Origin of the sequence: Limosilactobacillus oris DSM 4864 (genome assembly GCF_001434465.1) — a bacterium.
Lineage (GTDB): Bacteria > Bacillota > Bacilli > Lactobacillales > Lactobacillaceae > Limosilactobacillus > Limosilactobacillus oris.
Genome location: NZ_AZGE01000029.1, coordinates 1 through 22,068, shown reverse-complemented (window position 1 = coordinate 22,068; position 22,068 = coordinate 1). Strand labels below are relative to the sequence as shown.

The window sequence follows — 22,068 nt, the reverse complement described above, 5'->3', positions numbered from 1 at the left end:
TCCATCAGTACTTAAAATTGTAGAACCTTTTGTTTACACCCGAAGTACAACGGAAAACTGATAGTTCGCATGGCGCCCGCGTTAGCGAATACCCCTTGCAACAATTAAGTGATGATGGATGCTTGATGTGACAACCTAAGAATATCATCTTTTTTGTGGCCAAGCGGGGAAATAATGTCCTGACCAGCCTAAATTTGGTTTACAATGATAGTAGTATATTAATGAAAACGGAGCAGGTTTAAACCGTTGTTATTTTGAGGAGACGTTGACATGAAAGTACATATTACTAATCTCTATGGAATGGCCTACAATAGCGTGGCCCAAATTTCGCAACAGATGGTGGCTAGAATTGGGGTGGAAAACTTTAACTTTAACGAGCTCGGCATCTACTCCTATTACGACGCCAACGAATCAGAGGAGGCGCTCTCGTCACGCTATGATGGCATTTTAGCGTCTGTCGGTGCTAACGACGTGATTATTTTCCAGACACCGACTTGGAACACCAATGAATGGGAGGTCGGCTTATTCAACCGCACCTTTGTTTACGAGAACGTCAAGCGGATCATTTTTATTCACGACGTTATCCCATTAATGTTTGAAAGCAACTACTATTTGTTAGACCGGTTCATTGATATGTATAACCGGGCGGACCTCCTGATCGTGCCATCACAGCAAATGCTAGACTACCTGCGGGAACATGGCTTAACAACCAAGAAAATTTTAATCCAACACATGTGGGATCACGTTTGCCAGATTGACCCGCTCATCCAGCCCGCCAATAATAAGACGATTTCCTTTATTGGCAATATCGAAAAAAAGACCCAGTCGTTGATGGACTGGGATAGTTCCGCCGTTACCCTGCAGGCCTTCTCGGATCCGGCCGAGTGGGGGCAGGGGAAGAATGTTCGGTTTGTCGGCTGGCAGGATGATTCTTTACTGATCAACTTCCTGCGCCGTAGCGGCGGCTTTGGACTCCTATGGGGCGATAAGGACGACTGGGTCAAGTATATGCGCCTGAACTGTTCGTACAAGCTCAGTACCTACCTTGCGGCGGGAATTCCGGTAATTGTCCGTAGCGACACTCCAGAAGTAGAAAAGATTCGGGATAAGCACCTGGGAATTATTGCGGATGACCTGGACACGGCCGTTAACCGGGTAGCCGCGATGACTGATGATGAATACAACCAGATGCGGGATGCCATTGCCGATTTCAGCCCACTGATTCGGGATGGCTACTTCACCAAGCACCTATTAGCCGACGCGGTGTACAAGGTTCTATACGACTAATTAGAAATTGAAAATACGTGCGACAAGTTATTACTTGTCCGTTCACCAAACAAGCGGGACTGCCAATCATACGCGATTAGCAGTCCCGCTTGCTCTATTCAAGTTTTAAGAAGGTGATTTTTTCTGGTATTTTTGAAAAACTTGTTCAAAGTAGCTAGCCCGCCGGTAGTTATCCAGTTCATTGCCCTGCGGCTGTCCGGTGGAGAGGCGCCGAAGCCAGTTAAGCCAGTCGGTGGTCAGAAACGCCGGTGAGATGCCCAAAATTGAGTAGAGCTGGATCCGGTCATTGATGGCCTGGATATTGTTGTAGCTGGTATAGCTCTTATTGTCTGCCTCGGTCAGGGAGTTGTTCCGCATTACCCAACAGTATTCGTCAGCCAAAAGGTAGGAAATTCGCTTGGCACTTAGGTAGAGCTTCCAAGTGGTCAAATTATCTTCGGCCAAAGATTCCCGCGGATATTCGATGTCTTGGAATAATTCTCTCTTGTAGAGTTTCCCCCAGGCTTGAAAGAATACCTGTTGAATAACGGTATTACTAGGCTCCAGCCTTAACCACTCCTCAGGCGAATAGGCCCGTGCTAGTGCTTGCTGGCGAGGGGATTGCTTATCGATATAAAAGTAGTAAGTGCCGGCAGCATCTTGACGGAAGAAGTGCATACAAGCGATGTCACTGTTATCTTTTTTGAGCCGGGAATAGAGGTGTTCAAGCATCTGGGGAGCCAGGTAGTCGTCACCATCGACAAAGGTTACGTAGTCGCCCGTTGCCACTGCTAGACCTGTATTACGGGCGTAACCTAAACCCTGGTTTGCCTTGGTGACGACTGTGATTCGGTCGTCCTGCTTTCTTAGTTGCTCGCAAACTTGTAAGGAATCATCAGTCGAGCCGTCATTGACCAGAATAATCTGGAGATTGCGAAAACTCTGGTTGGTAATGCTCTTAACACAGCGTTCAAGGTACGAACCGATATTATAAACCGGAACAATCACAGAAATTTTTTCCATAGCGAGTTAGACCTTTCAATTAGTTGAGTCGGAACGGGAAACCGGACGGTGGAAGCGGCCAATAACCTGTTGTAAGTATTTTGCGTTCCACACTTGGTATCTTTCCCGCGAATCGCCAGCGGCCGCCGCGAGAATTAACTGGGTTAACATGTCCTGAGCCTGACCACCCGATGATATGGGAAGATCGGCAGCGGCCTCCATAGCAACTTGTTCTTCGCGCGCTTTCAGGACGTGGGCCCGCAAGGCAATTAGTGAGGGAGAATCCTTCCTTCCCGTTACCGAACCGGTGTGGAGGCGGTAGCAATATTCGTCCCGGTTAACAAAGACGATCTGGCGGGCCTGGGCGTATAGTTTCCAGGTCGTATAGGCGTCTTCAGCGAGGACCCGTTTAGTCGGGCACTCCACTAGGTCAAAGAGTTCTTTTTTAAATAACTTTCCCCAAAGAAACTCAAAATTGCGGTTAATGAGTGGATGCTTACGTGCTTGGAAGAATTCGTGCGGGGTGTAAGTCCGTTCTAGCTTGGCCTGTTCTAGGTCGCTTCGGCGGGAAATAAAATAATAGACATTCTGGTCGTCGATTCGGTAGAAGGAACCAACGGCAACCTCGCTGTGCGTCTGCTTAATACTTTGGTAGAGGTGCTGTAGGTAATCTGGGGCAATGGTGTCATCACTATCGACAAAGGCGATGTAATCACCGCTGGCAACCTGGATTCCCTTGTTTCGTGCCCTACTTATGCCCTGATTTTTCGTGCAGACGATCCGGACTCGAGAATCCCGTTGGCGATAGTGTTCGCAAATCCGGAGGGATTCGTCTGGGGAGCCATCGTCCACCAAGATAACTTCAAGGTGCTGGTAAGACTGGTTGAGACAGCTTTCAATACAGGCTGCCAAGTACTGGGCGACCTGGTAAACGGGGATAATAATAGAAATCTTTTCCATTTGCAGTCCCAGCGCCTAAAGCCGCTTGATGGCGGCAATCAACTGGTCTGGTTGCTCACGGTCAAACTTTTGCAGAGCAGCTGTCAGCACCGGGTTGTCTGGATATTCGTTGTAAGAAAGGAGGGGCTTATTGCGTTGGACACAGCGTTCTATGAACTGTAATTCTTTCCCGCCCTCGTTAATGTCCAGGTAACCGTCTGCCTGGTCGATCAGCATATCGATGTTGCTCTCAACCACCGCCGGGAAGAGGTGCAGGTTTGGATACTTAGTGAGGGCGAGCAAGGCGTCACCCATGTTGGTCCACGCCGCTACGTTGAATTCACAATCCGGCAGGACCCGAAGGAGGGTTTCCAGGTTGTCGAGCTGTTCTGACTGGGTAAAGGTAAAGAGCCGGGTGCGGTAGTGCTGGCGAATAGTTGGCAGGGGAGCATGCCGGACAATTTCGCTATATTCCAGGCTTTGGTACTGCCACCACTTTTCCCGGAGCCGGCCTGAGGACATGAAGTTCCACGGCTTATCAGAAGTTGAGTAGTGGATGATGGTTCCTGGCTGGGCCTTTTTCAACAACTGGTAAAAGCGGAGGAGGGAATGATGCTCATTGTAAAAGAGGGTCAGGTCCAAACCAATTTGTAGGTTGTAACCGTAATCCAGCTGGAGCCAGTTATCCTTAAAGTACTGATTCAGCAATGTCTGGTCATCGTTTGAAGTTCGTTCCTGTCCCTTGGCAAGCAGGTCAGTGGTGAAGTTGTCAATTGCCTTGAGTTTAGTGTTGTCTAGGAGGAGGACCCCTGAATTAAAGGTCCCGGGCATTGAGTAGTCCTCGACGGCGCCCACAACCTTGCCTTCTAAATCGGTCGCAAACAGCGGCTGGAGCGAACGGTCAACGACTGAATCAGAATCGATGTAAAGGACCCGGTCGGCCGGAACCAGCTGCGGAATGAGCAGGCGGCCGTAAATCATGGTGTTCATGTACTCAGTCCGGGAAACAGCTTCGTCCTTTAATACGCTTGCGGAAAACTTGGCATCGACCACCCGAACGTTGATGGGGGCCAGCCGACGGTTAATATTCAAGAACCATTCCTGGGGGATGTTAGTGTTGAGCAGGTAGATTGGTAAATCATGGTTATGGTAGGCGATGGACTTGATTAGTGTTTCTGCTGGTGTAAGGTAGCCGTAGTCGGCACAAATAGCAGCAGCTTCTGACATAGTTGATTACTCCCTTAATTTGATCCAAATTAGACTTAAATAACCACACTGACAGGCTAAACGGGGGGCAGCAAGGTTAATTTACTTCGGTCCCGTGGCTTGTCAATTAATTATTACTTAAATTATAATACATTAAGAACTACTTGTGGCGGCAATTATCAGTGGGAGTTAAATAATTGGGATGCCCAAGAAAATCAATGGAGGGGCGAGAACAAGATGACAACTTACATAACACAAACGCGGGGACTGATTGGCAGTTCCGTTCTGCAGAAGCAGTCCCGGCTGGTGCGGGCAGCCCGCCAGCAGGGGATCCTGCCGCTCAGCCTTTACTACTACCCGGTCGATGCGGATTCCGCTGGTGAATTAAGCGCCCGGCAGGACGGCATCTTGTCTGGAGTCAGTTTCGGTGACGACATTATCGTTCAACTGCCGACGATGTTGGGCGACCGGTACGAGCAGGCCCTCCTGGATAAAATCGCTAATTTTCAACAGGCTTCCGCTAGTAAGCTGGTGATTGCGGTTACCTCCCTGCCGACCCCATCCGACCTTGCCCAGCAGGTTTAGTTCTTTAACCGGGCTGACGTACTGCTGGTTCCCAGCGTGGAGGCTGGAACTTTTCTGCAGGAACATGGACTGCGGGTGTCACGGCTAGCCTACCTGAATGTCTGGGACCAGAAAAGCGACGTGGTCCTTACCAGCCCCCAGTTTAGGCGTCAGCTGGTTACCCTGGATAGTTCCCTGGCCGACCAGACGGCCGGGCTATGGGTCCGACCAAGCGTTACCGCCGCGTATGATTTAAATGCGGCTGGCGGTTATGCCCTTTTATGGCCTAGTACGAACAACGACAGCGGGATCGCGGCCGCCCAAGTCTTGGCTAGCGGCCTACCGGTCCTGGTTAACCGGGCTTCCTACCTGGCGCGAATCGTAGAACGGGCGGGAATGGGGATTGCTTTCGCCGACTTAGCGGCAGTGACCGCCTACCTGGCGCGCTCGAATGCGGAAGATTACCAGGCGCTGGTCGAAAATGCAGGCCGGCTCAGTGCCTTTGTACGGGCGGGTGGCTTTACCAGCCATGCCATTAGTCAGGCAGTTGCAGACATCAATCGGTTAAAGTGAGGATAATAAAATGGCAACTTATGTGACAAGTGACGGTAGTTTATATCAAGAAAGAATTGCTGAGGTACTCGCCAGACTGGGAGTGCAACGATTTAACGGCCAGAGCACCGAGCTGCAAGCTCATGATGCAGTAGTAGTGCAGGGAATAAACTTTCCCCAGCAGCTAGCAACAGTTGAGCAGGCTTCCAAACCACTGGTTTTTATCGCCTGGCTACCAGCCTATGATTGGTTACCCGCCCAGCAGGAGTCAATCTTGGACCTATGTCAGCACTGCTCCGTTGTAGTGGCCCCGACAGAAGAGGCCAAGGAATGGCTAGTAAGGGAGGGCTTTGCGAGCGAAAGGATCACGACTTGTCAATTGGTGGGCGGCTGCGTTGCTGCAGGGCTCCCTGCCACTAGCCAGCATGTTTACCAGCAGTTACCGGTTCAGCTTCCGCGGTCGGTAGCCCGTGCCAAACTCAACCAGGCTGGCGGCTGGGGAGATCTTGCTAGGCCGGGCTGGCTAACGACTTCTGAGAGAATTATCGACTTTCTCAGCGCGGGCCTACCGTTGTTGGCGCGGCAAAATGATCCTGCCGCGGGCTTAGTTAAGCAGCACCAGCTGGGCCTAACTTATAAGAATGAGCAGGAGAAACGGGACCTGCTAAACGGGGTGACGGAAGACCGCTACCGGCACTTGGCAGCTAACGTCCACCACTGGGCTGAACTACTGAGCCAGGACAGCTTTATCCAGCAGGCGTTCAACCGGGCCCGCTACCAGGCTTATGTTTCTAGTATTGATGCCAGCAAGCAACAGGCCCGCTTTAACCTCCACGTACTAGATAGCCAGGAAACCCTGGATTACATCGAACGCTACCAGCCCTCGGTGGCCCGGCTCGGGGATGGTGAAATCTCCCTCATGCTAGGAGCGGGGCAGGTCTTCCAGGACACGGACCCCCTGTTGGAAAAGCGGCTGCGTGAAATCGTGGAAACACCAAGCAATCCCCGGTTGCTAGTGTGCTTGAGCGATACCTTTCACGACATTGGCCGCCTGGTTCCCAAGGCCCAAGATTGGTGGCGGGGACACCAGCAGACGTTCTCTTCCTTCTACGAGCAGCTGGGTAAATTAGGCAATACTTACGGCAATACGATGGTTACCCGGCCATACATGGACTTTCAAGACCGGAGTCAGGCAAGGAAAATTTTTCACCGGATCAAGAAGTGGTGGCAGGACCGGGACCTCCTGATTGTTGAGGGAGCCTATACCCGGTCTGGTGTCGGCAGCGACCTTTATGATAATGCCCGCTCAGTCCAGCGAATTCTTTGCCCGCCTAAGAACGCCTGGGGAAAATACCAGGAAATCGAAGCAGCTATTAAGCGGTATGGTGAGGGCAAATTAGTGCTGGTGATGCTTGGGATGGCAGCCACGGTGATTGCGGCAGACCTGGCCGATTGGGGACAGGTAATTGATTCCGGTCACTTGGACCCGGAATATGAATGGTACCGGCAGGGGGCCGTTAGCCGGGTCCCTATTCAGGGAAAACACACGGCAGAGATGAATTACGATGAGGGAGTTCCCCAATCAATTGATGATCCCCAATACAATGCAGAAATTATTTTGGATTTGAGCAAATAAAAGAGGCGCTCTGGAATGTGACTAAGCACATTTCAGGGCGCCTATAATTATTTACAAAGTTCTTGGAGCTGGTGGAGCATGCCGGTAGTGTCATCATCAGCAAAGGTACTGTACCGCTGGTAACTGCCTGGCGCGGCGGCCACGCTTTGAAAGCTCAGTAGGGGTGTTCCCGCCTGCTCAAACTGCCGGAGGATCTGTTCTTCCTTGCCGTCACAGTTCACATCTAGGTAGGCGTTACAGGTGTGCACCAGTTTGTTGATTTGGGGCCGGGTAACGTGGGGATAGAGACGCACGTTATCTGCTGCCAAGAGCTGCATTACCGGTTTACCAAAACTTGTCCAGGCGGCAATGTTAAACTGGCAGTCAGGCAGCGACTGGATGAGCTGGGGCAGCTGACCCATATTCTCCGAAGTTAGGAAGGTACAGAAGCGTCCCTAGTATTGAGGAGTCACCCTGGGGAGCGGACGCTGCTTGTAGATATCATCCCAGCTGAGGCCGTAGTATTGCCACCAACGCTCACGCAGCCGCTAGTCGAAACTGTCTTCCAAGGCTTATCCCCCGTTAGGTAGTGAATAATACGGGGGCTGGTTACTTTATCCATCGCCGTAAAGTAGTAGGGATGGTTATCATAGAACGAGATCATGTCCATTCCGATTTGGTAGTTGTCCGCAAGGGGCAGTTCGTAAAAATCGTCTTGGAAATACAGGTTCATGACATCCTGGTCGGCATTGCGCAACTCTTGATTTTGCCCGCTTTGGAGTTCATCCGCGACCAGGTGGGGGATTTGCCGCAGCCGGTCCAGGTCGAAGAGAACAACCCCAGTGTTAAAGTGACCATTATTTTCATCAATGTCTAACGCGGCCGCCAGCGGGTGCCTCTGCAAGTCGAGGTTGAAGAGGGAGGTTAGGCTGGCATCCACGACGAGGTCGCTATCCAAGTAGAGGACCCGGCCACTGTCGGGGATTAGGTCGGGAATCATAATCTTGCCATAGGCAATTGGGTGGATGTGCCCCAGGCCAACGTGTTCTTGCGCAATTGCTGATTGCCGGATTTTTTTGTCAATGATTACACTAGCTAGGGGAGCGAGATGCTGGTTGATCAGCCTAAACCATTCTTGGGGAATATCACTGTTGATTAGGTAAAACTTAATCCCGCGGTCATGGTAGAGAACTGACTTGATAGTAGTGGTGATTTGGTTAATGTAACTGTAATCGCCAGACAGGACGATTACTTTTTTAGTTGAATTTTTCGGGAGCATAGCGATCCATCATTCCAATCTTAAAGCAGCAGTCTTTGTAGTAGTGGTAATTCCCGGCTGTCAGGGCGCTGTCCCTCGTTGCTTCGACTAGCTGCCGGTAGTAACGGTCTAGAAAAGTAGTGTCAAAATCAATCATCGCATAGAGGGCCAGCCGCTCTTCCAGGCTTTGCAGCCGCAACAGGTTCCGGTGGAAAATGTCCTGGCTGCTTTCCTCAGCCTGGGAGAGCAAACGGTAGCAATAGTCGCCAACGTTGATATAAGAGATGCGGTCGGCGAGAAGGTAGAGTTTCCAGATTGTAAAGTCATCTTCGCACTGGTCATAGTCGGGGAACATCACGTTTTGCTGGAAGAGGGAGCGCTTAATGAGCTTGTTAAAGCACCGTTTGAAGTCCTCGGTGATGTTGAGCGCGTACCCGGTTTCCCGCTGAATCCACTCCTGGGGAGTAAAAGCGCCCTCCAGTTCCCTTTGCGCTGGGTCATTGTCGTCGACGTAAAAGTAGTAGGTACCGTTCGCGTCTTGCCGGTAGTAGGTGGCGCAGGCAACGTCACTATGGTATTGGTGCATACTAGCGAGTAGTCGTTCAATGTTGCCGGCCCGGTCATTAGGGCCGACGAACATGACTAGGTCTCCAGTTGCCATAGAAAGGCCCAGGTTCTTGGCGGTCCCTAGTCCGTGGTGCTCCTGACTAACCATCCGGATGCGTGAATCCTGGTTCGCGTATTGACGCATAATTGCCAGGGACCGGTCGGTGGAGCCGTTGTCCACGAGGATGATTTCTAAGTTTTGGTACGACTGGTGGATAATGCTGTCTAAGCATTCCGCCAGGTATTGCTCATTATTTTCAACCGGGACAATAATTGAAATCTTTTCACTCATTTTCCTGCGTACCTCCGTTTGCTTGCTTCGCCTGGTAGTGTTTTAAGATGGCCGTTTTCTGCATGGCATCCTGGTACTTAACAAAGTCGCCATCCTTGAGTGCGTCATTCTGGCAGACTTCTAAGCGTTGCCGGTAGGCTGCAATTTCATTGCTAGTGTCGAAACCGATTTGGCTCAGAATTGCCAGCCGGTCTGCCACCGCTTCAAGTGGGAAAAGGGCGGTGCGCTTCACGCGGGCCGTAACACTATCGCTTAAAATCCGGTGGCAATAAAGCGACTCGTTAAAGTAGGCCACCTTATTCGCTAGCAGGTAGACCTTCCAGCTCGTCAGGTCATCCTCGACCGGCTTGTCAATCGGGTAGGCAATATGCCGGAAGAGGGAGCGTTTATAGAGCTTGCCCCAGGGGACGGTGAAAACCTGGGACATGTTGTAGTAATCACCTCGGTACTGCAGCTTGAACCATTCCTGGATAGAGTAGTCCCGTTCGTAGTAGTCATCATCGCTGATCCAAATCCGGTAAGTCTGGTCTGCCATGCGGAACTCAGTATAATTAGCTGCGGCAATATCAGCACCGCTTGCCTTGAGGTGCTGGTAGAGCTTCTTGATGTGGTCATCAGCAAGCCAGTCGTCGTTATCGACGAAGAGGATGTAATCACCGGTTGCCATTGCCAGGCCGGCATTCCGGCTGGAGCCGACCCCGCCATTGACCTTGTGGAGAACCCGCACCCGGTCGTCTCTTTCCCGGTAGTCTTCACATATTTGGGCACTGTTGTCGGTGGAGCCATCATCGACCAGGATGAGTTCCAGATTTTGATAACTTTGGTGCAGAATGCTGTCAACGCAATCTGCCAGGTACTTCTCGTCATTATAGACGGGGACAATTACGGAAACCTTTTCTTTTTCCATCTGCTGCTTAGTCCTCCCTAGCTGAGCGATCAACTTTTAATATAAATAATTTCGTAATCAAAATGTTAATAGCTATTATGTTAAAATTATATCATTATTTGTAGATATTTAAATTCCCCTATAGTTGAATTACAATTAAAGGCAGTTAATAAAAATTAGGATGTGAATACAATGGGTAAGTTGACCCGGATGAAGTTCTTTTACCGGCGCTTGGGCTTCACGATGTTTATTTTACTGGTATATATGCTGGGGTGTTCAGTGCCGATTCCGTTTGCCAAAATCACGAGAAGTGCCCATCAGATGATAAATACGTCGCCATTAAGCGTGGCGTCGCTAATGAGTGGGGTTAACCTCCAACACATCTCGCTCTTCACCGTCGGCTTAAACCCCTTGATGATTGCGATGCTGTTTATCCAGCTCTTTACGATGCTGTGGCTCTTTTACTTTGATAGCCTTTCGATGCCGCAGATGATGACCGTTCAGCAGGTGCTCACGGCGATTTTAGCGGCTGCCCAGTCCTTTTCCGTCACGGTGGCCCTCCACCTGACCAGCGGTCCTTTCCACATCTTCGTGGTGACCCTGATTCTGACAGCCGGCAGTATGTTTGTTGTCTGGCTGGGGGTGATGAATATCCAGCATGGGATTGGGGGAACGATTACCATTATCCTCTTCAACATCATCAACCTCTCGCTGCCAAACTTAATTCGGTCGGTCCGCTATCTCAAGCAGATGCCGTACGCCAACCTTTGGCTGCTCGCCCTGGTGCTGTTCAGTCTGGCCCTGGGGGTCTTCTGGATTGCCTTTAACCGGGCCTACTACCCGGTAAAGGTGGTCAACTATACAATGCCGAGCTACACCAAGCCGATGGTCCTCCCGATTGGTCTCAACATGGGGGCCATGATGACGATCATGATCGGGATGGCAATCCTGATGATGCCTACAATGCTGGGCCAGTATTTAGGTCCCAAGTCAATTTTTTCGAACATTACTTTTGACGCGGTCCTGGGCGGAAGCCTGACCTTCCTGCTCTTCTACTTCTTTACCTTTGTACAGTTTAACCCGGAGGAGCAAGCCAAGAAACTGCGCAACGAAAACAACTACATCCTAAATGTCCGACCAGGCCTGCCAACCCAGAAGTACCTGTCAAAACGCCTTTGGATTATCGCTTTCCCAGGCGCGGTCCTTAACGCCGTCCAGTTGACCTTTGGCCTGCTGGCAATGCCGCTCTTGGGTAAGTTCGCTGGCTTTGCCCTGATTCCAATGAATATCCTGATGATTGTCATGTTTATGAGCGGGATCAAGGATCAGTTTATGATTATGTTCTTCCCAAACCGTTACCGGAAGATTATGGAGGAGGAAAAAGCAAAATGGATTATTTAGTGCCGGGCTGGCATCAGCTTTTGAATGACTGGGCATACACCGTTCCCATGGTCGAATTTGATGATGCCGTCAGCCATTTGCAGATTTTGCGGGATGACCAGCAGCCAGCGGGCCTAATTGTCACGGACTACCAACCCCAGCTTTCGTCCAAACTCAACCAGTTCTCACTGGCCCCGACGAAGGTTTTCGCCGCTTTCGATTACCTTCAGGGAGTAGAGCATAGTGACAGCCGGGTGGTTGACTACCGGGACCTTGCCTGGCCAGCCGACGCACTCTTTGATATGACCCCCTTCCGGTTGCAGGTGGTTTCCCAGGGACGGAAGTATGCCCAGGTGATTTTTGATAACCAGGGGAAGGTGCTCTGGATTGACTACTTTCAAGCGGACGGGCAAAGGAACCGGCGCCTTTTGTTGGATAGCCGGGGCTTCGTTTCCCGTGAAGAGGAATACACCGACGGGCAGCTCCGCGGCTTTTCCTACTTTGATGAGCAGGGCCACTGGCGCTTCCGTCAGGACCAGCAAACGGGGCGGGTAACTATTAATCCTGACCTGCCGCGGTTCACTAAGCAGTTAGCTTATGACCAGCTCAGCGACTTGATTACTGAGGTTGTGCGGGAGCACTTCCTGCCGCAGCTCAAGGCGACCGACCGGCTGATTGTGTCCCTGGATGACCAGCAGCCAGTGGCTTCGCAGGTCTTTGCCCAGCAGGACCGGGTCGTCTTTTCGGCTAGTCGGTGGCACCCCTACCGGCAGACACTCGCAAAAATTGCGACGCAGAAGCCGTTGCTGATTGCCGACGCGCAGGCGACGGCGGAAGAAGTCCAGCAGCTTGGGTACCTGCCTGAACCGCCAGCTATTATTCCGATTTTCCAGGCCCAGTTTAAGCTCGGCCATAGTCAGCGCAGCCTTCGCCAGCGGATTGCAGTCTTTTGTGAAAACACAGCCCATGACGAGCTCGCGCGAATCGTCGAACTGCTTTACCAGCTCCTGCTCAAGGATCCGGATGAACTAGCGGTCGACTATTTGACGTACAGTCCGGAGAAGGAACAGGAAGTCCGCCAATTGGTTGATGACCTGACCGACCGCCATCCAGGAGAGTTTGAATTTAAACCAGACAAGCCCGACCAAAACGAAAACGAGCGGGACTTAAAGGAGAAGGCACTGCCCCAATTGGAAATCAAGACGGTCCGCTTGACCAGCACGAGCGCCGTCCTCAAAGCACTTGATAAGACCCGGATCATGGTTGACTGGGGGACAAAAATCGACCAGTTTATGCAAATCGCGGTGATCAGCGTGGGGATTCCCCAGATTCGGCAGGCACCGACCGAGATGCTCCAGTCCGGGAAAAACGGGCTGGTTGAAACGGACCTGGACAAGCTGCCAGCAGGCCTGAACTATTACTTGCAATCATTACGGCACTGGAACGCGGCACTGGCGAATAATGTCCAGTATCTCAACCAGTATTCGGAAGAAAACCTGCTAAAAAAATGGCAGGAGATTTTGTAAAGACGGAGTGGATAAAATGAATGTATTACAACTCGGTGGTGATAACTGGGCGGACCAGTATCAGATTCCCAGTGACATCAAGTGGGAGTTCAATGATTACCCGGTCAAAGATAAAAAGAAACAGCACCGCTATGACGCGGTCATCTTCACCAGCGAACCAGCGCTGACCGGGGATGAATGGTTCCGGCTCCAGTGGCTGGTCGACCCCTACAAGGTCTTTTACCTTCCCGGAGTCAAGGCCGCGGCCGGCAAGCAGCTTCGCTTATTTTTGCACCAGCAAAAAGCGGCTGCAATCGAACAATTACCCCAGGACTTAATCGCCGACTTGATTCCCAAATACTACACTGGTCAGTCGGGCCTGCGGATTTTGCCCAGTATGCTGCTCCTGAATACCCGCAACTTTCCCGGCTACCAGTATGTCGACGGCCAGCACATGGAGGTGGATGTTCAGGCGGAACAGGACTGGCAAGACCTCGGAACGTATAAGCAGAGTCTGTTTATTGACCCCCACCACCTGATTAAATTTTGGCTTGAGTACCAGGGAACCGGCCTCCAAATCCGCCTCCGGGTTTTTATTCAGCCCAACGGGGGTGATGGTGAAATCAAAGACTGTTATTATCTGCCGGTGACTGGTGAGCAGGAGATGGAGCTACCGATAAAGGTGGCTTCCGACGTCCGCTTTGGCTGCATCGGCTTAGAAGTCCGCGGGACGGGGAAACTCCGTCTGGGAGTATTGCACTCCCGCTGGTCCAGAGCCGGGCAGGGGGCTTTTTTGACTGGCGGCGAACGGATTGTCGACCCGGTCAAGCATGAAGACATTGCTTATTACTTTAACCCTGGTGATATGCGCCCGCCGCTGAACGTCTACTTTTCTGGTGCCCGGGGTTTGGAGGGGTTCGAAGCCTACCCCCTTTTCCGTAACACCCACGCACCATCGTTGCTGTTCACTGACATGCGGCTGGAAATCGGTCAGTTTTACACGGGACCGGTGATTGAAGAGCAGATTAAGAAAGTGATTCGCGCAAAACTAGCGGAACTGGGCTTGACCAACCACGAGCTGATAATGAATGGGATTTCAATGGGGACCTACCCGGCCATGAAGCTGGGAATGCAGCTGTCGGCGTATGCCATCAACGTTGCCAAGCCGATTGCCAACCTGGGCCACGTGGCGGAGCGGGGACGGCTCCAACGTCCCGATGAATTTGCCACGATTTTTGACATTGACGCCCAGATCGCACCTGACCTGGACGAGCAGTCGTTACGCCAGCTAGACGAAGAATTTTGGCGCCTTGCCAGTCAGACTGACCTGACGGAGACCCGCCTCTTTATCTCAGTCATGGAAAACGACGACTACGACGACCGGGCACTAGCGGGGCTGCAGAAGAACACGGCGGTCCAAAAGGCCAAGCAGTTTACCTACAAGGGCTTTGGCGGGCGGCATAACGATAATCCAGCGTCGATTCAGTGGTTTGCCCAGCGGGTCGCCTACTTGACCGGGAAGGAATTTAAGAGGAGTAATGCCTTTAATGAGTGATAAGTTTATTAACCAAGTTTATTGGGATTCCGGCGCCCAAGCCTACTATACCGGTTCGCAAATCAGCTCAAGTCCCAAGCAGCGGATCCACTTTGCCAACCGGCTGATGGAGCCCAGTGCTAGCATCATTAAGTGGGAATCGACGACGTCCTACCAGGCGGCTAAAATGGTACCTGCCCTGCCAATCCTCCAAGCCAACCACCGCTACCGTTTAGTGGCCGGCCTGACGACGGAACCCGAGCAGGCGGTATTGCTCCGCCTGGAATTCTTCAACCTCCAAGGTGAGCGGATTAAGAAGCTGGAATTCTATAATGGCAACCACCAATTTGTCTATCCGGTGGGGGCGTTCTCGTATGCGCTCAGTCTAATTAACGCCGGGGCAACCGCGTTGGAGTTCAGCCGTTTACAGATTGCTGATGTGCAAACGCCGCCAGCCGCGTTTGATGACCTGTGGCTGCAGGAACCGCGTCCAAGTGCTGGGGACAACCAGGAGCTCTTCGTGCTGCTGGTCCAGGATGGCAAGCATAGCCGAACGTCCCGCCCAGACTTGGGTCCCACCTTCGAGCATGTTTCCTATCAACTGGTAAACATTGCCTGGCAGTATGATGGTGACCTGGTAGAAGAACTTAGTCCGCTGCTTGCGCGACAGACGAAGCACCTCCACTTGGTCAGTACAACACCAGCAACCGATCAGGCGGTGGCAAAGCTCTGCGCCCTGCATCCCGCTGTTAGGGGTTTGGTAACAGACCAATTCAGTGATCCCGACCTCGCTCACTACCAGTGGACCGGCAACGCGGATTGGTATTCGCCGGAAGTCAGCGAGCCGGATTGGTTGGCGATTGGCCGGGCGATTCAGCAACAACGGAAGGAGGGATAAGATGGTCGTCGATCAGATGATCCTGCATAAGGTGAAGCGGACCTTGCACAAGGTCAATAAGTGGCAGCCGACAATGCGGGCAATGAGTGATGAAGAACTTCAGGGCCAGACCGCCAAGCTCCGTCAGCAGCTAAAGGCGGGGAAGACTCTCGACCAGATTCTCCCCGAGGCCTTTGCGACCATTCGTGAGGCGGATTACCGGCTGCTGGGGATGTTTCCCTATGATGTTCAGGTGATGGGGGCAATTGTCCTGCACAGTGGCAACATTGCCGAGATGAAGACCGGGGAGGGGAAAACCCTGACGGCGACGATGCCGCTCTACTTGAATGCCCTGGAGGGAAAGGGAGCGATGCTGGTCACGCCCAACGGCTATTTAGCGGAGCGGGACGAAGAACAATTGGAGCCGGTCTATAACTGGCTGGGGTTGACGGCGACAGTTGCCTTTCCCAAAGAAGGCGAAGAAAAGAAAAAAGTGACGCCAGCGGAAAAACGGGACTGGTATAACCACGACATCATCTATACCACTGCTAGCGGCTTGGCCTTTGACTACCTTTTCAATAACCTGGCTTCAAGTACGGAGAGCCAGTATCTACGGCCGTATAATTACGTGATTATTGATGAGGTCGACGACGTCCTCCTGGACGAGGCTACTTCGCCATTCGTGGTCTCCAGTGTCCCGATGCTGCAATCAAACCTGTACGGCCTGGCGGAAAACTTTGTCAGTATGCTGGTACCCAAGATGGACTACCGGCTCAAACGTGATGATAAGGCTGTCTACCTGACCTACCATGGGGTTCGGAAGGCCGAACGCTTCTTCCGGGTCAAGAACCTCTTTGACGCGTCCAGTCGTGAAATCTACCGGCACATCGCCTTAGCCTTGCGCGCCCACCACTTCATGCGCAACGGTCGGGAATACTTAGTTGAAAATGGAAAGGTCATCCTGCTGGACGAAACCAACGGGCGACTCAAGCACGGGGTCAAGGTCAGCACCGGTCTCCACCAGGCGGTTGAGGCTAAAGAACACGTTGAACTGACCCCTAACCAAAAGGTTGCGGCTTCAATTACCTTCCCGGGGCTCTTTGGCCTGTTTAACAAAATTGCTGGGATGAGCGGGACGGTCAAGGTGAACGAGAATGAGTTCATGAACGTCTACAAGATGCGGGTGGTCCAGGTGCCGACGAATAAGCCGGTCATCAGAAAGGACTACCCGGACCAGGTCTACATCACGACGACGGAAAAGATGCTGCACGCGATTAACTACGCGCTCCAGCTCCACAAGCAGGGCCGGCCGATTTTGCTGGTGGCCGGGTCGGTAGAAAACTCAGAAATTATTTCGGAAATCCTCCTGAACTACGGGGTGCCGCATAATGTCCTCAACGCCTTCAACGCGGCCCGTGAAGCAGCGATGATCAAGGGCGCCGGTCAAGAGGGGGCAGTGACAGTTGCCACGAACATGGCCGGTCGGGGGACCGATATTAAGCTGGGCCCAGGCGTTAAAGAAAAGGGCGGCCTGGCAGTAATTGGTACGGAAATGCTCTCCCCGCGGGTTCGCTTGCAGCTGGCGGGCCGGGCTGGTCGCCAGGGTGATCCCGGGTCCAGCCGCTTCTTCATCTCCCTGGAAGATAACTTTATTTCCCAAAATAGTACGAAGCGGTTTAAGCAGTATTACCGCAAACTAGTCCGGCGCTACCCAGACCGCGACCAGCCCCTGCACAGTCCCCGTCTGCTGGTTAGCTTGGCGATGCTCAGGAGCCGGGTAGCCGGCAACGAGGAGGCGTCACGAAAGCGGGTTAATAAAAATGAACTTGCCTTACGTCTCCAGCGGGATAACTTCTACCAGGAGCGCCGCCAAATCATGGGGGCCGACCACTTTGAACAGACGGTTGGCTACTGGATTAGCGAAGCAATTGATTATTACCTTGCCCAGAAGGAGAAGTGGACGGTCCACGACCTCAGCTTGCTGATTAACGACCACTTTAGCTACGATGTGGTCGAGGTGCCGGCAGAAGCGGCGGCCAGCAAGCAGCAGGCAAAGCAGTACCTTGAGGAGCTTAGTCGTCAAATCCTGACCACCAAGTCCGCTGCCCTAGTCAACAATGAGCAGTTAAATCACTTTTACCGCTCTTCACTGCTGAACGCGATCGACTCCTGCTGGATGGATGAGATGGAGCTCTTGACTAATCTGCGGGCGGAGGTTCAGCCATAGGCGATGGCGGGCCGGGACCCGAGTTTTGAGTACCAGCAGCGGGCCTTTACCGCCTACCGAAAAATGCTGTTGAAGGCGAAGCTGCGGGCGTTGGACAACCTGCTGCTTAGCACTATCAAGGTCAACAAGAAGGGTGAACTTGTGGTATCATTCAATTAATCAGTACGGAGGAAAATCAATGACAGTTTATAACGTTAATTTGGGAATTGGCTGGGCCAGCAGTGGGGTTGAATATGCGCAGGCTTACCGGTCCCAATCACTCAACCAACTAGGAATCCCGGCCAAGTTCATCTTCTCGGACCTGATTTTAGGCAATAACATCCAGGACCTGACCAGCAACCTTGACTTTAAGGACGACCAGATAATCTGGCTCTACAACTTCTTCACGGACGTCCGGATCGCACCGTCGACGTACACGCTTAACCAGTTAGAACGGGACCTGCAACTAAAACAGCGGCAAGCTGAGAAAAAGGTCAACGGCAAGGAAGTCCAGTACCTTCTGAATGATGAAGGACTGATCCTGGTTGTCCGCCTGCATGATGAGCAGGGGCAAACGCTTGACCAGGTGTCCTACGTTGCTAACGGGCAAATGGTGATGCGTGACTTTTATTCCTATGTTAAGTACGCGCGGGAATACTACAACGGTCAAAAGGAGAATAACCACGTTACCGTCCGGGAATTTTATAATGAGGACGGGAGCGTTGCCTATGTCCAGCACCTCGATGGCGATAAGGAAACGTTCGAGATGGCCGATGGGACGGTCTACTATTCAAAGAACGACCTTTACCGGGAGATGATTAGACGGCTGCACTTCCAAAAGGGGGATGTGGTCATTCTTGACCGGATGAACGAGGATAAACAACTGGTCAACGGGCAGATTATTTTTGAAGAACACCAGCCCGCTAAGCTGGTTGTCGTAGTTCACGCCGACCATTACGACAAGCACTACACTAATAACCAGAATGTTCTTTGGAATAACTTTTATGAGTACCAATTTACCCATCCGGAAGACGTTGCCAGCTTTATCGTGGCGACTGACGCCCAAAAGCAGCTCTTTGCAAAACAGGAGCAGCACTTTCAGCACGCCACGCCGCGCGTTGATACCATTCCGGTGGGGAACCTCGCGCGCTTAGTCAAGCCAAGCAGTGACCGCAAGCTGCACTCGCTGATTACGGCTTCCCGGCTTGCCAAGGAGAAGCACGTTGATTGGCTGGTCAAGGCGACGGTAGCGGCCCGCCAGCAGGTGCCGGATATCAGCTTGGACATTTATGGTCAGGGGGGCGAATATGGTCGTCTCCAGCAATTAATTAAGGATAATCACGCGGAAGACTACATCCGCCTGATGGGACAGCAGGACTTAGCGGATGTTTACGTGAAGTATGCTGCCTACGCGGCCGCCTCGACGAGCGAAGGTTTTGGCCTGAGTCTTCTGGAAGCGGTGGGCTCGGGTCTGCCGATGATTGGCTTCGACGTTCCGTACGGTAACCAGACCTTCATTGATGACGGTCAGAATGGCTATCGTATTCCCTACGAAGAAGACTGGTCCGATGAGCAAAAGGTGGCCCGGCTGCGCGATGCCATGGTGAAACTATTTACTGAGGCTGACTTGGCAGCGTACAGTCAGCACTCGTATGAAGTGGCGGAACCATACCTGACGGATAACGTTGCTCAGCGGTGGGGGAAAGTTTTGGAGGAACTAGCGAATGATTAACCTATTTGATACTTTTGATACGAGTTCACTCGATTTTTTGCGGTCTCAGGTTATCGCTAAGGTTAAAATCCCTTCGGTCGTGATCGAGGATGATGGTTTTCTGCCGGAGGACGTCGATTCACCCTTTAGTTACTATACGGAGAACAAGGGCAACCGGCGGCCGTTATACTTTGACCAGCTGCCGTTGCCAAACCGTTACTGGCGGATTGAAGCTACCGGGGACCAGGCCCAGGTGATGGACATGGACCGGCAGCGGGCAACAATTTTTTACAGTGCCACCGATAATACGCGCCTGGTCAAGGAAGTTCACTGGCTGGACGAACAGGGCCGGGTTTCCTGGGTTGACCACTATAATCGGCACGGTCAACGGTTTGCCAAGACCTACTTTAACCAAGACCAGCCGGTGCTGCGGAAGTACTTTACGCCGCAGGGGAAAGAAGTAGTTACTTGGAACCTTCCAGCAGGGGACCTCACTTTGAACGTGGGGATGGTAACCCGCCATTTTCCAAGTATCGAAGACTTTGTAATCTTTTACCTCCGCGACCGCCACTATAAGCTAGACCACATCTTCTATAATACTTTAAACCGGGCCCTGGCTGTTTCCCTGCGTCTCGGCGGGAACGGGAGCGACACCCTCTTTTGGCACGAACCGACTGGTGACGAACTACCAGGCAATATGCAGTTCCTGATGAAGAATGAGACCAGGACCAAGCACGTTGTCTTCCAACGCTTCCCAGACTGGAAAAAATACGGGTCTCAGCTCCAGCAGTCTGCCGGTAACGTTGACTTCCGGTACTTGGGGACGATTTACCCGCACCCGCGGAGCAATAACCTCCGGCCTGAGATTTTGATTTTGACCAATTCGGATCAGATCGAACAGTTGACGCCGTTGGTCCAGGGGATGCCGAACCTCCACTTCCACATTGCCGCAATTACTGAGATGTCTAGTAAGTTAATGGCCTTCGCTGACTATCAGAACGTCGATGTCTACCCAACGGTTACGACTAACCGGGTTCAGAAGCTGATTAAAGAGTGTGATGTGTACATGGATATTAACCATGGAAATGAAATCCTGGACGCGGTTCGGGGCGCGTTTGAGCAGAATATGCTGATTGTCGGCTTCAAGAACACACTCCACCGGCCGGAATTGCTAGCGCCGGAAAACATCTTCGATCCTGCCGATGTAGATGGGATGAAGCAACGGGTAATGACGGCCTTGATTCAGCCCCGGCTGATGGAACAGTTGATCGACCACCAACGGGAAGTTGCCGGGGACGTCAAGGTCGCGGACTACCAGGAAACGATTGGGGAGTTGACCAATGACTAAGCATGATGAGCAAAAGGAACCGTCGCTGGTTGAACAGCACGCCATGGACCGTTTGCACAAGGTGGAAAAGGAAAAGCGGCGGGTTTACGTCAAAAAGCCGCACCCCCTCCGCTTCCGTCAAATTCTGATGGTAATTATCCTCTTGATCGTATTAGCGACCATGATGATTTCGATTCTATGATCTCTGGTTAACTAGATAGTAACAGACCTCCAGTGTTGATTATCAACGTTGGAGGTCTGTTTTTGCTTTGCTGCTAGTGTAGGGGCTTAGAATTTTAGGCTCTTCGTCAAGAAGTACTGATGAGAAAATAGAATAGTTTTGTTAAGCAGCTCGTGCCTGGACTTTGGCACGAGCTGCTTGCTTGTTCTTCCAGTTAATGGCGATATACGTGTTGGGAAGCGCAAGCAATATCCGGATTCTGAAATTGGCAAAGTTTCTGAATCCGTAGGCGACCCGTTTGATGACTTTAATTTTATTGTTGGTGCCCTCGACAGGGCCGTTAGTGTAGCCCTCATATTTGAAGCTATGGGAAATCTCTTCCTTGTGCTAACGTAATGTCCGCTGTACCCTTTGCAGGGGCTGAGGAAGCACAGTTAGTTTGATAGTAAGCAATTGGTTCAGTCGACTACGACTTCGCCGACTGACGGCGAAGATTAAGTCCTGATAGTATCGATAAGCCTGTTCAAGCTCCTCGTCAAGGCTGAGAAGGCGATGAATGACTTCGACATCAGTCAATTGGGCATAGCCGAAGTTAGCCCGTCGCCAATAGTTATCATATTTAAGCTCACTAGCAGGCGTTAGAACTAGCTTCCAGAAGTGTTTCAGCGCTCGCCATTGATGAGTTCCTTTTCCAGCCCGGTTCATTGCTTGAATCCGAATTTGGTTAAGCGCACGGTAGGCTTGGGCAACGATATGGAAGTGGTCGGCAATAATGATGGCATGGGGAAATAATTCACGGATTAAGCGCCGATAAGGAGTATATAAGTCCACTGTAACTGTCTGGACGGCTAAGCGAGCTGAACGGCCGTAGCGCAGAAAGTAACTCCGCAAGTAGCGATTACGCCGGGAAAGAATAATATCTAAGGTTCGGTGATTCTCAATATCCATTAGAATCATACTCATACCGCTCGGGGCCATCTTGCCGGACTTGAAATCGTCAAAGGCAATGTGCCGGGGCAGCCAACGGTAGTTGGGTTTGAAGGAGCTATCAAGATTCGTAATCACCCGACGAACTGTCCAATCAGAAACTCCAAGCGTCCTAGCTAAGTCTTTTTGCGATTGATTAGTTGTCAGAAGCATCATTGCCCGTTGCTTAATGGC

Annotated in this window: 18 protein-coding genes and 2 pseudogenes; 12 read left to right on the top strand and 8 right to left on the bottom strand. The window is 51.8% G+C overall.

Translation table 11 applies throughout. The features are described 5' to 3' along the window. The first annotated feature begins 270 nt into the window (after positions 1-270). Positions 271-1,287 (top strand): sugar transferase, encoded by a 1,017-nt coding sequence (locus FC49_RS08210; RefSeq protein ID WP_003713333.1) that lies wholly within the window; start codon positions 271-273, stop codon positions 1,285-1,287. A 105-nt stretch (positions 1,288-1,392) separates the two neighbouring features. Here FC49_RS08210 and FC49_RS08205 read toward each other — a convergent pair whose 3' ends face one another. From FC49_RS08205 to FC49_RS08195, 3 genes are read right to left on the bottom strand one after another with little or no spacing between them, the layout of a single operon-like run. Next, a complete protein-coding gene (locus FC49_RS08205; RefSeq protein ID WP_003715727.1) occupies positions 1,393-2,289 on the bottom strand; it encodes a glycosyltransferase family 2 protein in 897 nt (298 codons plus the stop codon). A 15-nt stretch (positions 2,290-2,304) separates the two neighbouring features. After that, positions 2,305-3,228 carry a glycosyltransferase family 2 protein gene (locus FC49_RS08200; RefSeq protein ID WP_056984744.1) on the bottom strand — a complete coding sequence of 308 codons (924 nt, stop codon included), beginning with the start codon at positions 3,226-3,228 and terminating at the stop codon, positions 2,305-2,307. A gap of 15 nt (positions 3,229-3,243) precedes the next feature. Then, positions 3,244-4,434 carry a glycosyltransferase family 8 protein gene (locus tag FC49_RS08195; protein WP_056984743.1) on the bottom strand — a complete coding sequence of 397 codons (1,191 nt, stop codon included), beginning with the start codon at positions 4,432-4,434 and terminating at the stop codon, positions 3,244-3,246. 216 nt (positions 4,435-4,650) lie between these two features. Between FC49_RS08195 and FC49_RS08190 the strand changes: the two genes are divergently transcribed. From FC49_RS08190 to FC49_RS08180, 3 genes are read left to right on the top strand one after another with little or no spacing between them, the layout of a single operon-like run. Further along, positions 4,651-4,998 carry a glycosyltransferase gene (locus FC49_RS08190; RefSeq protein WP_056984742.1) on the top strand — a complete coding sequence of 116 codons (348 nt, stop codon included), beginning with the start codon at positions 4,651-4,653 and terminating at the stop codon, positions 4,996-4,998. A 36-nt stretch (positions 4,999-5,034) separates the two neighbouring features. Continuing rightward, on the top strand, positions 5,035-5,550 hold the full coding sequence (locus FC49_RS08185; protein WP_156402474.1) for a glycosyltransferase: 516 nt from the start codon (positions 5,035-5,037) through the stop codon (positions 5,548-5,550). 10 nt (positions 5,551-5,560) lie between these two features. Beyond that, on the top strand, positions 5,561-7,165 hold the full coding sequence (locus tag FC49_RS08180; RefSeq protein ID WP_056984740.1) for an SP_1767 family glycosyltransferase: 1,605 nt from the start codon (positions 5,561-5,563) through the stop codon (positions 7,163-7,165). 47 nt (positions 7,166-7,212) lie between these two features. Here the strand turns inward: FC49_RS08180 and FC49_RS08175 are convergent, their stop codons facing one another. From FC49_RS08175 to FC49_RS08160, 4 genes are read right to left on the bottom strand one after another with little or no spacing between them, the layout of a single operon-like run. Further along, positions 7,213-7,566: a hypothetical protein gene (locus FC49_RS08175; protein WP_056984739.1), complete on the bottom strand. Its 354-nt coding sequence runs from the start codon at positions 7,564-7,566 to the stop codon at positions 7,213-7,215. 47 nt (positions 7,567-7,613) lie between these two features. Then, positions 7,614-8,423 (bottom strand): glycosyltransferase family 8 protein, encoded by an 810-nt coding sequence (locus FC49_RS08170; RefSeq protein WP_056984738.1) that lies wholly within the window; start codon positions 8,421-8,423, stop codon positions 7,614-7,616. Next, positions 8,401-9,300, bottom strand: a complete 900-nt coding sequence (locus FC49_RS08165) for a glycosyltransferase family 2 protein (protein ID WP_003713522.1) — start codon at positions 9,298-9,300, stop codon at positions 8,401-8,403. Before FC49_RS08165 ends, FC49_RS08170 begins: the two co-directional genes overlap by 23 nt. Then, positions 9,293-10,207, bottom strand: coding sequence for a glycosyltransferase family 2 protein (locus FC49_RS08160; protein WP_003713469.1), 915 nt, complete (start codon positions 10,205-10,207; stop codon positions 9,293-9,295). The genes FC49_RS08165 and FC49_RS08160 overlap by 8 nt, the downstream gene beginning before the upstream one ends. 171 nt (positions 10,208-10,378) lie before the next feature. Between FC49_RS08160 and secY2 the strand changes: the two genes are divergently transcribed. From secY2 to FC49_RS08120, 8 genes and pseudogenes are all read left to right on the top strand, one after another. Further along, positions 10,379-11,587, top strand: coding sequence for an accessory Sec system protein translocase subunit SecY2 (gene secY2 / locus FC49_RS08155; RefSeq protein ID WP_056984737.1), 1,209 nt, complete (start codon positions 10,379-10,381; stop codon positions 11,585-11,587). After that, positions 11,575-13,092 (top strand): accessory Sec system protein Asp1, encoded by a 1,518-nt coding sequence (gene asp1 / locus FC49_RS08150; protein WP_003715715.1) that lies wholly within the window; start codon positions 11,575-11,577, stop codon positions 13,090-13,092. Before secY2 ends, asp1 begins: the two co-directional genes overlap by 13 nt. Before the next feature lie 16 nt (positions 13,093-13,108). Further along, the gene (asp2, locus tag FC49_RS08145; RefSeq protein WP_056984736.1) at positions 13,109-14,626 is read left to right on the top strand and encodes an accessory Sec system protein Asp2; all 1,518 of its coding nucleotides are present in this window, start codon (positions 13,109-13,111) and stop codon (positions 14,624-14,626) included. Continuing rightward, positions 14,619-15,503: an accessory Sec system protein Asp3 gene (asp3, locus tag FC49_RS08140; RefSeq protein WP_056984735.1), complete on the top strand. Its 885-nt coding sequence runs from the start codon at positions 14,619-14,621 to the stop codon at positions 15,501-15,503. Before asp2 ends, asp3 begins: the two co-directional genes overlap by 8 nt. A gap of 1 nt (position 15,504) precedes the next feature. Next, positions 15,505-17,868, top strand: a pseudogene (secA2, locus tag FC49_RS08135) (accessory Sec system translocase SecA2). Between the two features lie 19 nt (positions 17,869-17,887). Then, positions 17,888-19,420 (top strand): accessory Sec system glycosyltransferase GtfA, encoded by a 1,533-nt coding sequence (gene gtfA / locus FC49_RS08130; protein WP_003713298.1) that lies wholly within the window; start codon positions 17,888-17,890, stop codon positions 19,418-19,420. Then, positions 19,413-20,747: an accessory Sec system glycosylation chaperone GtfB gene (gene gtfB / locus FC49_RS08125; RefSeq protein WP_056984734.1), complete on the top strand. Its 1,335-nt coding sequence runs from the start codon at positions 19,413-19,415 to the stop codon at positions 20,745-20,747. Before gtfA ends, gtfB begins: the two co-directional genes overlap by 8 nt. Further along, positions 20,740-20,928, top strand: a complete 189-nt coding sequence (locus FC49_RS08120) for a hypothetical protein (protein WP_003714797.1) — start codon at positions 20,740-20,742, stop codon at positions 20,926-20,928. Before gtfB ends, FC49_RS08120 begins: the two co-directional genes overlap by 8 nt. Positions 20,929-21,069: 141 nt before the next feature. Here the strand turns inward: FC49_RS08120 and FC49_RS08110 are convergent. After that, a pseudogene (locus FC49_RS08110) lies at positions 21,070-22,068 on the bottom strand (ISL3 family transposase); the annotation flags it as partial.